This window comes from Amycolatopsis minnesotensis (assembly GCF_039529815.1).
Classification (GTDB): domain Bacteria; phylum Actinomycetota; class Actinomycetes; order Mycobacteriales; family Pseudonocardiaceae; genus Amycolatopsis; species Amycolatopsis minnesotensis.
Map to the genome: position 1 here is coordinate 13,181 of NZ_BAAANN010000031.1, position 12,163 is coordinate 25,343.

A 12,163-nucleotide genomic window follows, 5' to 3' on the forward strand; every position below is an offset into this window, starting at 1 on the left:
GCCCTGAGTGACTTTCTCGCTCACCACGGTCACACCCAGACCATGGGTCACCGACACTCATCAGCGGTGATGGCAGGGTAAAGCGGTGGGGACGCCTGGAAGAACCCTCGGTGCGCGGCTACCGGAACGCCGGGTAGAGCGCCAGTTCCAGGCCGGGGCCGTGCGCCGCGTCCACCGCGGCGGCGACCGCGGCCGCGTGCTCGGCGACCTCCGCGCTCCCGGCCAGCTCGGCGCGGGCCGCCAGATCGCGCCACCACGTCACGAGCGCCGCGGCTTCGCTGGTCTGGCCGGCCTTGCCAGCCGGGATCTTGGGTAACCGCTCCCAGCTGGTGATCCAGACGCGGAGAAGCTGGCTGTCGAGCAGGTGCTCGGTGAGCACCTGCTCGTCGGCGAGCACCGGCCACACGCTGGAGACCTCGGCGCGCCACGCCGCCACCATGGCCTCGCTCATCCCGGCGGGCAGCGCGAGCGCGCCGGTGCCGGACGAGAACGGCACCCGCAGTTCGGCGGCGTCGACGAGCGCGTTGCGGACGAGCCCGCGCTCGAAGTCGAGGAACCGCACACCGCCGGTGGTGACCAGGTTGTTGTCCGGGCTCAGGTCCACCGGGCTGAACGCGCGGTAGGACAACGACCGCGCGTGCTCGGCGCACCGCTCCGCCCGCTGCCGGACCGATTCGGGCGTCGCCACGCCGAACAGCTCGTCGAGCAGCGCGGGCAGCTGGGCGGTCGCGAGCACCGGCATGGCGTCCTCGCCCTTCACCGGGCCGCCGAGGCGGCGCAGCAACGCGTTGAAGTCCGCTTCCCTGCCCGCTGTGCTGGCGTGCAGCCTGCCGAGCGAGCGCGCCCACGACAGCAGTGAGCGCTCGGCCCCGCGCGCGTCGCGGCCGTGCAGCTTGTCACGCAAAGTGGGTGCGTCACCGAGATCGTCGATCACCAGCACGCGGTGCTTGCCGTCGTGCGCGAGCAGTTCCGGGCACATCCGCTCGTCCGGCGAGAGCGCGGTGAACAGCTGGTAGCTGACCGCCTCCTGGGCGAACGGGTCCGCCGCGCCCTTGGCTGGCGGCTGCGGGTAGTGCTTGATGACGAGCGTGCGCGGCAACGCGAACGACGAGGACGCGATCCTGGCCCTGACCACGGTCGCCGGGCCGCTCCCGTCGAGGTGCTCGGCGTCCACCAGGGTGATCGCGCTGCCGAAACGGTGTGCCAGAACCGATTCACCCGCCGACATCGCGGCCTGGATGGCGAGGGCTTCGGGCCCCGCAGCCACAGCCTGGCCGTTGAGTGAGGAAGTGCCCGAAGAATCCACTGTCATTGCGTCCGACCCTACTCGTGAGCAAGCAACGGTGACCACTGGCCTGATGGTGAAATCTCTGCGAAATCACCCTCGTGACAACGGACGTTCCAGGCCCGCGGCGCGTTGCTTCCGCCGTCGGAGCAGGAGGACGACCGCCGCGGCGAGGACGATCCCCACCAGGTTTACGAGCAACTGCTGCACGGAGTTCCCAGCACGGTCCCAGTTGCCGAGAATCGCCGCGACCACCGCGTACCCCGCGGCGGGGACGGTGGTCACCGAGATGAACACGCCAACCAGCGCGGCCGACTTCGCCGACGTCATGGACAACATACCGGCGGCGCCCGCGAGAAGCGCGACGACGAACGAGAACGGTCCGACCGAGTACACGAAGTCCACGGTGTGGGCGTTGTTCACCACGGCGCGATCGAACAGGCCCGCCTTCTCCCCGAGCAGCGTCGCGCCGGCGGTCACCAGCATCGCGACCGGGAAGCCGAGCAGCAGCGCCAGCGCGGCGCGCCGGACCAGTTCGCCCTTGCGCAGCACCAATCCGACCGCGACGGCGGCCAGCGGGCCGAACTCGGGGCCCACCACCATCGCGCCGACGATGGTGACCGCCGAATCGGTCACCACGCCGACCGCGGCGAGCAGGCACGCGATGGTGAGGAAGGCGGCGAAGGTGAGGTTGAACTTCGCTTCTTCACCCGTTCGGCCCACCAGCTCCTGCCAGACCACCGCGTCCGCGCCCTCGCCCGGCGCGTCCTCCTCCGCCTTGTCGGCGGCATCGGACAACGCGGTGTCCAGCGCCTCCAGCGTGATCCCGCCCGCGTGGTCCAGTTGCAGATCGCACAATGCGTCGACGATCTCGTCGGCGGCTTCGCGCGCGACATCCGCTTCGACGAGATCCCCGGCTGGCTGCACGGCGACACCGTGGTGCACGATCAGGTGCGCCACGCCGGGGTGCTCGCGCAGGACCTCCACCGCGCGCGCCGTGGACTCCGCAGGGCAGATCGCCCTGAGATGCAGCATTACGCCTGCTCGGTCTTGACCTCGCCCTTCGGTGCCGGCTTCGCGTCCACACCGGCTTCCTTGCGCTGCTGCGCGGTGATCGGCGCCGGCGCGGCCGTCAGCGGGTCGTAGCCGCCACCGGTCTTCGGGAACGCGATCACGTCGCGCAGCGAGTCGGCCTTGGCCAGCAGCATGGCGATCCGGTCCCAGCCGAACGCGATGCCGCCGTGCGGCGGGGGGCCGAACTGGAAGGCGTCGAGCAGGAAGCCGAACTTCTCCTGCGACTCCTCCTCGGACAGGCCCATGATCTCGAAGACCTGCTTCTGCAAGGCGTTCTGGTGGATACGAATCGAGCCGCCGCCGATTTCGTTGCCGTTACAAACAATGTCGTAGGCGTAGGCGAGCACGCCGCCGGGGTCGTCGGCGAGCTTGCCGATCGTGTCCGGGGTCGGCGAAGTGAAGGCGTGGTGCTTCGCGGTCCAGCTCCCGCTGCCCACGGCCACGTCGTCGGACTCGTCGGTGGCCTCGAACAGCGGGAAGTCGACGACCCACACGAACGACCACGCGTTCTCGTCGATCAGGCCGAGTCGCTTGCCGATCTCGTCGCGCGCGGCGCCGAGCAGCGGCTGCGTCGTGGAAGCCTTGCCGGCGGAGAAGAAGATGCAGTCGCCGGGCTTCGCGCCAGCCGCGTCGACGACGGTCTCGCGCTCCTTCTCGGACAGGTTCTTCGCGACCGGGCCGCCGAGCGTGCCGTCGGCGTTCACGAGGATGTACGCCAGTCCCCTGGCGCCGCGCTGCTTCGCCCACTCCTGCCACGCGTCGAGCTGGCGGCGCGGCTGGTCGGCGCCGCCCGCCATTACCACGGCACCGACGTAGGGCGCCTGGAACACGCGGAAGGGCGTGTCGGCGAAGAACTCCGTCAGATCGGTGATTTCGAGGTCGAAGCGCAGGTCCGGCTTGTCCGAGCCGTACTTCGCCATCGCCTCGGCGTAGGTGATGCGCTGGAACGGCCGCGGCACCTCGTGCCCGATCACCTTCCACAGCGCTTCGACGACGTCCTCGCCGATCTTGATCACGTCGTCGCGCTCGACGAAGCTCATCTCGATGTCGAGCTGGGTGAACTCCGGCTGCCGGTCGGCGCGGAAGTCCTCGTCCCGGTAGCAGCGCGCGATCTGGTAGTACCGCTCAAGGCCGCCGACCATCAGGAGCTGCTTGAACAACTGCGGCGACTGCGGCAGCGCGTACCAGGAACCGGGCCGCAGGCGTGCCGGGATCACGAAGTCGCGCGCGCCCTCGGGGGTGGACCTGGTCATCGTCGGCGTCTCGACCTCGACGAAGTCCTGCTCGTGCAGCACGTCCCTGGCGGCGCGGCTGATCTCGCTGCGCAGCCGGATCGCCGCGGCGGGACCGGAGCGGCGCAGGTCGAGGTAGCGGTGCTTGAGGCGCACCTCCTCGCCGACGTCGACCCGCTCGTCGATCGGGAACGGCAGCGGCGCCGACTCGGACAGCACCTCGAGCTCGGTCGCGAGCACCTCGATCGCGCCGGTGGCGATCTCGGCGTTCTCGTTGCCTTCGGGCCGCTTCGACACCTCGCCGACCACGCGCACGCAGAACTCGGCGCGGAGCTGGTGGGCGCGCTCGGCCATCTCGCCCTCGCGGAACACCACCTGGGAGACGCCGCTGGCGTCGCGGAGATCGATGAAGATGACACCGCCGTGATCGCGCCGCCGGGCCACCCAACCGGTGAGGGTGACGGTCTGACCGGCCTGCTCGGCACGAAGCGTGCCGGCGTCGTGGGTGCGAAGCACTGGGGGTGCTCTCCTTCGGCTCTCGAATACTCATCAGCTGCGGTTTCGCCGACGGCAAAGCGTAACGAACACCCCCGGGCGCCCCGCTACCAGGTTTCCGGTTCTCGATGGACACGGCGCGTGCTGCCGCGAAAGGATCGTCACCGTGCCTCGCAAACTGATCCTCGACGTGGACACCGGTACCGACGACGCGGTGGCGATCATGTTCGCCGCCCTGCACCCCGGCCTCGACCTGCTCGGCGTGACGACCGTCCGCGGCAACGTCGACGTCGAGGCGACCACCGACAACACGCTGCGCGTGCTCGACTGGATCGGGCACGCGGAGATCGGCGTCTTCAAGGGGCTCGCGCGCCCGGTCGCCCGCGCCGGCCTGCCCGGACAGCGCCACTACCGGCGGGGCGGCACCATGGACCCGCACGGCGGCGCGCTGCCCATCCCGGAGCCGTCGAGCACGCACCGTGACACCGGCGCGATCGAGTTCCTCGTCGAAACCCTGCGCGCCGCCACCGAAAAGATCACGCTCGTCCCGGTCGGGCCGCTGAGCAACATCGCGACCGCGCTCGCCGTCGACCCGTCGCTCACCGAAGCGGTCGACGAGATCGTGATCATGGGCGGCGGACACGCGGTCGGCAACGTGACGGCGTCCGCGGAGTTCAACGTCTGGGCCGATCCCGAAGCCGCCGCGCTCGTCCTCTCCGCCGGCTTCGAGCGGCTGACGCTCGTGCCGCTCGATGCCACGCACCAAGCGCTGATCGGCCAGGACACCTGCGACGCGCTGGAAAAGCTCGGCACCCCGGCCGGGACCGCCGCCGCCAGGTTCATCGGCAAGCGCATCGCCGCCTACGACGAGATCACCGGTGGCGGCACCGCGCCCGTGCACGACGTCGTCTGCACCGCCTACCTGGTGGCACCGGAGATCATCACGACCACACACCTCCCCGTCGAGGTCGACACGGTGAGCCCGCTGACGATCGGCCGCACGGTCGTCGACACGCGCCCGCAGAGCACCGCGGAGCGCAACGCGCACGTCGCGTTCGGGGCCGACGCGGCGATGCTCGTGAAGCTGCTTTTGGCTACCTTCGGAGCATGACCACGCTCCCCGACTCGATCACCCTGCCCGGCGGCGCGGCCGTGCGCGGGCGCGGGCTGCGGAACCCGGCGCCGGACGGGATCCCCGACTACGGCCTCTACCTCGGCTCGGCGAAGCTGCGCGACCGGCACGACGACGAGCTGACGTGGCCGCACGACTGGCTCGACTGGCCGGACTTCCGGGTCCCCCGCGACCGCGTCGAGGCGACGCGCCGCCTCAAAGCGCTGCACGAGCGGGCCCGCGCCGGAGAGGCCGTCGAGATCGCCTGCGACGGCGGTGTCGGCCGCACCGGCACCGCCATCGCCTGCCTCGCCGTGCTCGACGGCATCCCGTCACCGGAAGCCGTGGCGTGGGCGCGTGCGCACTACCACCGCCGTGCCGTCGAGACGCCGTGGCAGCGCCGCTGGGTGGTTCGGTTCGGCTGATTCACAGCAGCCGCAACTGCTCAACGCGTTCACCCGGCTCGGCGTGCCGCTGCTCCGGAACGGCCTTGTCCTCGCGCGGGTCGTAGTCCGCGCGGGAGGACAACCCGTTGCGCCGCAGCAACACCGCGACCCGTTCGGCCAGCCGTGCGCGATACCCGGCGCTCGCGTAGCTGCCCTTGCCGTAGACGCGCCGGTAGGTAGGCACCAGCCCGGGGTGCTCGCGCGCCAGCCACGCGGCGAACCACTCCCGCGCGCCGGGCCGGAGGTGCAGCGGGATCACGGACACGCTCGTGGCGCCCGCATCGGACAGCTCGGCGAACAACGCGTCGAGCGCGTCGGCGGAATCGGTGAGCCCCGGCAAAACCGGCGCCACGAGCACCGAGCACGGCAGCCCGGCGGCGCGCGCCTTGCGCACCAGGTCCAGCCGCGCGCGAGGGCTCGGCGTGCCCGGTTCGAGCCGCCGTTGCAGTTCGGGGTCGAGCAACGCGATCGACACCGCGAGCCCCACCGGCACGTCCGCGGAAGCCCTTTCCAGCAAAGGAAGATCCCGTGCCAGCACGGTGCCCTTCGTCAGGACCGACAGCGGCGTGCCGAAGTCCGCGAGCGCGGTGATGATGCGGGGCATCAGCCGGTACCGGCCCTCGGCTCGCTGGTACGGGTCGGTGTTGGTGCCCATCGCGACGTGGTCGCGCCGCCAGCTCGGCCGGGCAAGCTGCGAGCGGAGCACCTCGGGGGCGTTGACCTTCACCACCACCTGGGTGTCGAAGTCACGGCCCGCGTCGAAGTCGAGATAGGTGTGCGTGTTGCGCGCGAAGCAGTTGTGGCTGACCATCCCGTCCGCGATGAAGTCGCCGGTGCCGGTGGTGATGTCGAACAGCGGGAGCCGGATTCCCAAGGGGCGCACCGAAACCACGCCGACGCGCGACGCGGCCCTGATCATGGTCCCCGCCAAGGACCGCTTCGCGCTGATCGCGGGGTCCACGGTGTGCAGGAACCGGATCCGCTCGGCGAGCCCGCCGATCAGCCGCACCCCGCGCGGGCCCGTCGGCCGGTCGCGCTCCTCGACGGTGTGCCGGAACCCGAACCGGCCGAGCGCGGTGCTCAGCGCCGCCACGACACCGCGGTCCGAACTCGCGATCCGCAGCACGTCCCGCGACGAACTGCCGCGCGCGTCGAACAGCCCGCCGAGAAATCCCTTCTGCCACAACGGTTCCGGCTCCTCGGGCAGCTTGGCCACCTCGCTCAGCGACGCGAACCCGGCGAGGAACTCGTTGGACCGCGCCGAAGCCTCCGGGGCGGGCGACCCGTCGCCCTGCACCATCCCGCACAGGTATCCCGCGCGGTAGGCGCGCGCGTGCTCGGGGCCGGGCGCGAACCGGCCGGTCCCGACGATCCGGCTGCCCGGCAGCAGCGACGGCCGCGTAGTGCCCGTCACGTGCTTCCAGCCCCGGTCGGTCAGGAACCGGTGATCACCGCCCGCCACCAGTTCGGTGCCGTCTTCGAGGGTGACCCGGTACGCGTGCTTCACCGTCGACCAGTGCGCGAGCACCTTCGTGCGCACGTACCGGCGGTGCCGCCCTTCGCGCCGGGTGCCGTAGATCTCGTCACCCACCATCACGTCCGACAGCGCCTTGCGCCGCCCGTTCGCCATCAGGATCTCGGTTTCGCCGGCGAGGCAGTAGGTGCACGCGTGCGAGCACCCCCGGTACGGGTTGACCGTCCACCCGAACGGCACCGGCGAGCCGCCGGGCACCTTGTTCAGCACCGACCGCGCCCGCACCTCGTGGAAGGTCACCCCGGCGAACTCCGGCGAAGGCACCGACCTCACCAGCCCGGCCAACCCCAGCAGCGCCTGCTCCCCGTTCCCGTCCACCCGCTGCTCGTCCCATCTCACCCCACGAGTCGAACACACGTTCGAACGTAAGTCAATCCAGTGTGCCCCCGCTCTCGCACGCCCGGCGTGCCCGCGCCGCAAAAAACTACACAGTTATGGTAATCATTAAGTATGGCTAGGCCCTCGGCGAGCAGCGACGTGTTCCATGCCGTGTCCGACCCCACGCGCCGCGGCGTTCTGGAGGTGCTGCGCGACCAGGAGGAGCTGGCGGTGGGCGCGATCGCCGAGCGGCTGGAGGTCAGCATGCCGCTGCTGTCGCGCCACCTGGCGGTGCTGCGCGCGGCGGGCCTGGTCGTCGAGCAGCACAGCGGGCGCCGGCGCCTGTACCGATTGCAACCCGAGCCGCTGCACGAACTGCACGACTGGGCGGCCACGTTCGCCGAGTTCTGGACCGAGCGCCTGCAGGGGCTGGCCGGCTACCTGAGGTCCACACGCCCCGACCCCACCGGACGAGGCGACGTTCCCGACACTGGAGGATCCCGTCCCGATGGCACGTGACATCAAGATCGAGACCCGGTTGCCCGACCCGCCCGAGGTGGTGTGGCGCGCGCTGACCGACCCGGACGCGCTGCGCGCGTGGCTGATGCCGATCGAGGGCTTCGCACCGGCCGTCGGCAACCGCTTCCGGCTCACGGCAAAACCCATGCCCGGCTGGGACGGGGTCATCCACGGCGAGGTACTCGAAGTCGACGAGTACCGCCTGCTGTCCTACCGCTGGCAGGGAACACAGATGAAAAGGCCGACCACCGTCACCTGGACGCTCACCCCGACCGACGGCGGCGGCACCCGGTTGCGGCTGGACCACACCGGGTTCACCGGGGTCGGTGGCGCGATCCTGCGCCTCATGCACCAAGGCGGCTGGCGGAAGTTCCTCCGTCGCCACCTGCCCGGCCACCTGCCCGGCCAGCGCGACCACCCCGTCGACTCGGAACACACCCCGGAGTGAGCATGAGCGAGCAGATCACCTTCGAGGCGGCCACGATCACCACCGACCGCGGCCACGTGCGGCTGCCACTGCCGTTCGACCCGCGGACCGTCTGGGGCCGCAGGAAACGGCACTACGTCACCGGGCGGATCGCCGGCTCCCCCTTCAGCGGCTCGATCGGCTTCCAGGGCGGCAGCGCGTTCCTGGTGCTGTCCAAGGACTTTCGCGCCCGCGCCGGCCTCCAGCCGGGCCAGCCGGTCAGGGCAGAGCTGACCGAGTGCGCCAAACCCTGACCGCCCGCCACGACCACCTGTGCGCCGCCGGTGGCGGGCCGGCCCTACCCCGGATCGGGGTGCGTACCCGAGTGCCCGGCGGCGTTCGGACTGAGATCGTGTTCGCGCACGAGCGTTCGGACGAGCTGGGGAGGCTCTCATGAAAACAAGGTCTGGCAGGCTGATCGGGCTGGCCGCGATGCTGGTCGTCGCCGTCGGTGGCGTCGTGTCCGTACCGGCGGGCGGGGATCCGGCGTCGGGTTCGGCGCTGCAGGACGCGGTGGACAAACTGACCCGCGAGGACGGGTTTCCCGGCGCACTCGCCACGGTGAGCGACGCGGCCCGGCCGAAGCGGGACCAGACCGTGCGCAGCGGCGTCGGCGACGTCAGCACCGGGCAGCCCGTCCCGTACGACAGCCGGGTCAGGATGGGCAGCAGCACCAAGACGCTCGTGGCCACGGTGGTGCTGCAACTGGCCGAACGGGGCAAGATCGGCCTGGACGCGCCGGTCGAGCGCTACCTGCCGGGGCTGGTGCGGGGCAACGACAACGACGGCCGCAAGATCCACATCCGGCACCTGCTGCGGCACACCAGCGGGGTACCGGACTTCACCGGGGACCTGCCGTTCGGGCCGGAGAACCTGGCCGGGCGGTTCGAACACTTCAGCAGCAAGGATCTGCTGGACATGGGGCTGGCACACCCGGCGACGTTCCAGCCGGGGGCGAAGGACCGCTGGGCGTACTCCAACACCGGATACGAGCTGCTCGGCATGGTGATCGAAAAGGTCACCGGGCGGAGCTGGCAGCACGAGGTGACCGAACGCGTCATCAAGCCGTTGCACCTTGACACCATGTACCTGCCGCGCACCAGGGAATACGGCCTGCGCGGGCCGCATCCGCACGGCTACCTGCCGGTCCCCGGCGCGGCCCGGCTCGCGGACATCACCGAGTTCGACCCGTCCAACTTCGGCGCGTCCGGCATGCTCGTGTCCACCCCGCGCGACTTCAACCGGTTCCTGAGCGCACTGGTCGACGGCGATCCCCGGCTGCTGTCGCCCGCCATGCTGGCGGAGATGAAGCGGCCGGATCCGGCGACGGACCTGTGGCCCGGTGCGCAGTACAGGCTCGGTCTGATCCGCACACCGCTGACCTGCGGCGGCTACTTCTACGGCCACAGCGGTGACGTACCCGGCTACTCGACCTTGAGCGGCGTGGCCGTCGACGCCGAGGGGCGCACCGGCCGCAGCGCCACCGTTGCCGTCACCCAGATGGCAGGCGGTATGGAACAGGGAATGAGCCTGCTCAGGACGGTGGACACCGCCTTGTGCGACCGGAAGACGACTTGAGGACGCGTTGTGTGAACGCGATTCCGAACACGACGGCACTTGACTCCGCGGCCGGGTCGCAGCGAGATCGCGAGACCGGCGAGTTCGCGCCGCTCGCGTTCCCGCGGCGCGGGTCCCGGTCGATCAAGGGGAACCCAGGAAGCCGGAGACCGCGGCCAGCCATCGCTCGGGCGCGCGGCGGTGGATCCGGTGTCCGGCCGGGATCGTGACGGTGGCCGACCCGGGCACCGCGCGGGCGAGGAGGTCGTACCGCGACTGGTCCAGATGGCTCTTCTCGCCACCGGCGAGGATGAGAGTGTCCGCGGTGACGGCGGAAAGGTCGTCCCACCACCGGGCCTGCGGCTCGCGGAGTTCGGCGATGACCGAGCGGAACAGCGCCGGGTCGCACCGTTCGCGGTTCAGGAGGGCGAAAGCGCGCATCGCCAGGCCGCCCGCCCGCCCGCGCGAAGCCGCGCCGTCGCCGGAATCCTTGGGCGGCACCGGCATTTCTTCGAGCACCAGCCGTATGACGCGCTCGGGTCGCGCCGCCGCCACCATGCTCGCGACGAAGGCGCCGAGCGAATGCCCGACGAGCGTCACGCGTTCGAGCCCGCGCTGGTCGAGTTCACGGAGCACGTCGTCGCGGAACGCCGTCAACGGGTATTCGCGGCGGCGTTCCGCACCGCGATGACCCAGCAGCGGCGGGCAGTGCACGCGACAGCCGAGATCGGCGAGGCCGGGAACCAGCGGGTCCCAGGTCTCCGGGCTGCTCGCCGCGGCGTGCAGGCACATGAGCTCGGTCATGGTCCATCTCCTTGGTATGACTGGATTCGAGGACTTGGTCGGCCCGCGACGAGCACCGCCCGCGCGCGATCCCGGTGTGCAGCACGGTGCTCACCGGCCCCGGCCAGGACGCGGCCCCGAGACTTCAGCAGCGGGTTCCACGCGCCGTGGCAGCACGCGGCCGCGGTCAAGACCCCCGGTACGATCACGTAGACAACGTCTACCATCCTGCGATAGACCTTGTCTACGCATCCCCGGGAGAGGACATATGACGGAGGACGACTTGCGCGGCCGGCTACTGGACGCCGCCGCCCAGCTCCTCGACGCGGACGGCGCCGACGCGGTGACGATCCGCGAGACGGCAAGACGATGCGCCGTGTCACACGGGGCGCCGCGGCGCTACTTCCCGTCCCGCACGGCACTGCTGGGATATCTCGCCAACCGGGTCGCCGCCGATCTGACCGCCGACCTCGACGCGACGGACGGCTCGGCACGCGCACTCGCACTCGCGTATGTCGCGTTCGCGGCGCGCCGTCCCCACGCGTTCGACCTGCTCACGCGGCACGATCTGGTGCACGCCTCCGGCGCGGGCCTGCGCTCGGCCACGCTCCCCCTGGTCGAACGGTGGCGCGACGCGTGGCGAGCGCGGCATTCCGCGGGCACCGACGCCGACGCGATCGCGCGCCTCGCCGCCGTGCACGGCGTCGCTTCCCTCGTTTCCCACCGTGCCAACGAAGTGATCGGAATCGACCCGGACGACTTCGTCGACCTCGCGCTCCGCACCGGCGGTGGGCACGGTTGACCTAGCCCACTAGTTGGCTAGCATGTTGTCGTGGGTGAGGACGTCAAGCAGTTCAACGTGTACCTGCCGGTCGAGCTGATCAAGCGGGTCAAGCACCGTGCCATCGAGACGGAGCTGTCCTTGTCGGCGCTGGTCGCCGACGCGCTGCGCACCTACCTCGGCGAAACCCCGACACCGGAAACGGAGAGCTGACATGAGCACCCAGGGCATCGACGCCGTCTTCCTGGAGACGCACAACTGGGGCAAGGCGGCGAAGTTCTTCCAGTCGCTCGGCTTCACGCTGGAGTTCGAGACCGGCCACGACTCCGGCCAGCTGCGGGGAAACGACGGTCCCCCGGTCTTCATCGCCGAAGTCCCCGAAGACCGGGAAACCCGGGCGCAGCTCGTGCTGAAGGTGGCCGACGCGGACGCGGTCGAACTCGACCCCTCGGTCGAGGTGGTCGCGCCGTTCGAGGACACCCACCACGGCACCAGGGAGATGACGGTCCGCGACCCCGACGGACGGCTCTGGACGCTGCAGGCTCCGCCGAAGGGCTGAGCG

At 70.7% G+C, this 12,163-nt stretch carries 14 protein-coding genes; 9 read left to right on the top strand and 5 right to left on the bottom strand.

What is annotated here, in order from left to right; translation table 11 throughout:
• Positions 1-118: 118 nt before the first annotated feature.
• The 3 genes from ABD256_RS31725 to aspS form a co-directional block, all read right to left on the bottom strand.
• Positions 119-1,312, bottom strand: coding sequence for a phosphotransferase (locus ABD256_RS31725; RefSeq protein ID WP_344427406.1), 1,194 nt, complete (start codon positions 1,310-1,312; stop codon positions 119-121).
• Between the two features lie 66 nt (positions 1,313-1,378).
• A complete protein-coding gene (locus ABD256_RS31730; RefSeq protein WP_344427408.1) occupies positions 1,379-2,320 on the bottom strand; it encodes a DUF389 domain-containing protein in 942 nt (313 codons plus the stop codon).
• Positions 2,320-4,107, bottom strand: a complete 1,788-nt coding sequence (gene aspS, locus ABD256_RS31735; protein ID WP_344427411.1) for an aspartate--tRNA ligase — start codon at positions 4,105-4,107, stop codon at positions 2,320-2,322. Before aspS ends, ABD256_RS31730 begins: the two co-directional genes overlap by 1 nt.
• A gap of 145 nt (positions 4,108-4,252) precedes the next feature.
• Here aspS and ABD256_RS31740 point away from each other — a divergent pair, with 145 nt between their 5' ends.
• Together ABD256_RS31740 and ABD256_RS31745 are read left to right on the top strand one after the other, a co-directional pair.
• On the top strand, positions 4,253-5,197 hold the full coding sequence (locus ABD256_RS31740) for a nucleoside hydrolase (RefSeq protein ID WP_344427414.1): 945 nt from the start codon (positions 4,253-4,255) through the stop codon (positions 5,195-5,197).
• A complete protein-coding gene (locus ABD256_RS31745) occupies positions 5,194-5,622 on the top strand; it encodes a protein-tyrosine phosphatase family protein (protein WP_344427417.1) in 429 nt (142 codons plus the stop codon). Before ABD256_RS31740 ends, ABD256_RS31745 begins: the two co-directional genes overlap by 4 nt.
• Position 5,623: 1 nt before the next feature.
• Here ABD256_RS31745 and ABD256_RS31750 read toward each other — a convergent pair whose 3' ends face one another.
• Complete coding sequence (locus ABD256_RS31750) at positions 5,624-7,516, bottom strand: intein-containing Rv2578c family radical SAM protein (protein WP_344427422.1); 1,893 nt, start codon at positions 7,514-7,516, stop codon at positions 5,624-5,626.
• A 111-nt stretch (positions 7,517-7,627) separates the two neighbouring features.
• Between ABD256_RS31750 and ABD256_RS31755 the strand changes: the two genes are divergently transcribed.
• From ABD256_RS31755 to ABD256_RS31770, 4 genes are all read left to right on the top strand, one after another.
• Positions 7,628-8,014: an ArsR/SmtB family transcription factor gene (locus tag ABD256_RS31755; RefSeq protein WP_344427425.1), complete on the top strand. Its 387-nt coding sequence runs from the start codon at positions 7,628-7,630 to the stop codon at positions 8,012-8,014.
• Positions 8,004-8,462, top strand: coding sequence for an SRPBCC family protein (locus ABD256_RS31760; protein ID WP_344427428.1), 459 nt, complete (start codon positions 8,004-8,006; stop codon positions 8,460-8,462). Before ABD256_RS31755 ends, ABD256_RS31760 begins: the two co-directional genes overlap by 11 nt.
• Positions 8,463-8,464: 2 nt before the next feature.
• Positions 8,465-8,734: a DUF1905 domain-containing protein gene (locus tag ABD256_RS31765; RefSeq protein ID WP_344427431.1), complete on the top strand. Its 270-nt coding sequence runs from the start codon at positions 8,465-8,467 to the stop codon at positions 8,732-8,734.
• A gap of 139 nt (positions 8,735-8,873) precedes the next feature.
• Complete coding sequence (locus ABD256_RS31770; RefSeq protein WP_344427434.1) at positions 8,874-10,058, top strand: serine hydrolase domain-containing protein; 1,185 nt, start codon at positions 8,874-8,876, stop codon at positions 10,056-10,058.
• A 123-nt stretch (positions 10,059-10,181) separates the two neighbouring features.
• Here ABD256_RS31770 and ABD256_RS31775 read toward each other — a convergent pair whose 3' ends face one another.
• Positions 10,182-10,841: an alpha/beta fold hydrolase gene (locus ABD256_RS31775; RefSeq protein WP_344427437.1), complete on the bottom strand. Its 660-nt coding sequence runs from the start codon at positions 10,839-10,841 to the stop codon at positions 10,182-10,184.
• 247 nt (positions 10,842-11,088) lie between these two features.
• Between ABD256_RS31775 and ABD256_RS31780 the strand changes: the two genes are divergently transcribed.
• Genes ABD256_RS31780 through ABD256_RS31790 form a run of 3 tightly spaced genes read left to right on the top strand, consistent with a single transcriptional unit; the run spans position 11,089 to position 12,160 of the window.
• Positions 11,089-11,622, top strand: a complete 534-nt coding sequence (locus tag ABD256_RS31780) for a TetR/AcrR family transcriptional regulator (protein WP_344427440.1) — start codon at positions 11,089-11,091, stop codon at positions 11,620-11,622.
• A 30-nt stretch (positions 11,623-11,652) separates the two neighbouring features.
• Positions 11,653-11,814: a ribbon-helix-helix protein, CopG family gene (locus tag ABD256_RS31785; protein ID WP_344427443.1), complete on the top strand. Its 162-nt coding sequence runs from the start codon at positions 11,653-11,655 to the stop codon at positions 11,812-11,814.
• Position 11,815: 1 nt separating this feature from the next.
• Complete coding sequence (locus ABD256_RS31790) at positions 11,816-12,160, top strand: VOC family protein (protein ID WP_344427446.1); 345 nt, start codon at positions 11,816-11,818, stop codon at positions 12,158-12,160.
• The last annotated feature ends 3 nt before the right edge of the window (positions 12,161-12,163 follow it).

Excerpts from the sequence above, each read along its gene's own strand:
- ABD256_RS31725 (WP_344427406.1), bottom strand. The coding sequence starts at position 1,312 with ATGACAGTGGATTCTTCGGGCACTTCCTCACTCAACGGCCAGGCTGTG.
- ABD256_RS31730 (WP_344427408.1), bottom strand. The coding sequence starts at position 2,320 with ATGCTGCATCTCAGGGCGATCTGCCCTGCGGAGTCCACGGCGCGCGCG.
- ABD256_RS31745 (WP_344427417.1), top strand. The coding sequence starts at position 5,194 with ATGACCACGCTCCCCGACTCGATCACCCTGCCCGGCGGCGCGGCCGTG.
- ABD256_RS31755 (WP_344427425.1), top strand. The coding sequence starts at position 7,628 with ATGGCTAGGCCCTCGGCGAGCAGCGACGTGTTCCATGCCGTGTCCGAC.
- ABD256_RS31760 (WP_344427428.1), top strand. The coding sequence starts at position 8,004 with ATGGCACGTGACATCAAGATCGAGACCCGGTTGCCCGACCCGCCCGAG.
- ABD256_RS31765 (WP_344427431.1), top strand. The coding sequence starts at position 8,465 with ATGAGCGAGCAGATCACCTTCGAGGCGGCCACGATCACCACCGACCGC.
- ABD256_RS31770 (WP_344427434.1), top strand. The coding sequence starts at position 8,874 with ATGAAAACAAGGTCTGGCAGGCTGATCGGGCTGGCCGCGATGCTGGTC.
- ABD256_RS31775 (WP_344427437.1), bottom strand. The coding sequence starts at position 10,841 with ATGACCGAGCTCATGTGCCTGCACGCCGCGGCGAGCAGCCCGGAGACC.
- ABD256_RS31780 (WP_344427440.1), top strand. The coding sequence starts at position 11,089 with ATGACGGAGGACGACTTGCGCGGCCGGCTACTGGACGCCGCCGCCCAG.
- ABD256_RS31790 (WP_344427446.1), top strand. The coding sequence starts at position 11,816 with ATGAGCACCCAGGGCATCGACGCCGTCTTCCTGGAGACGCACAACTGG.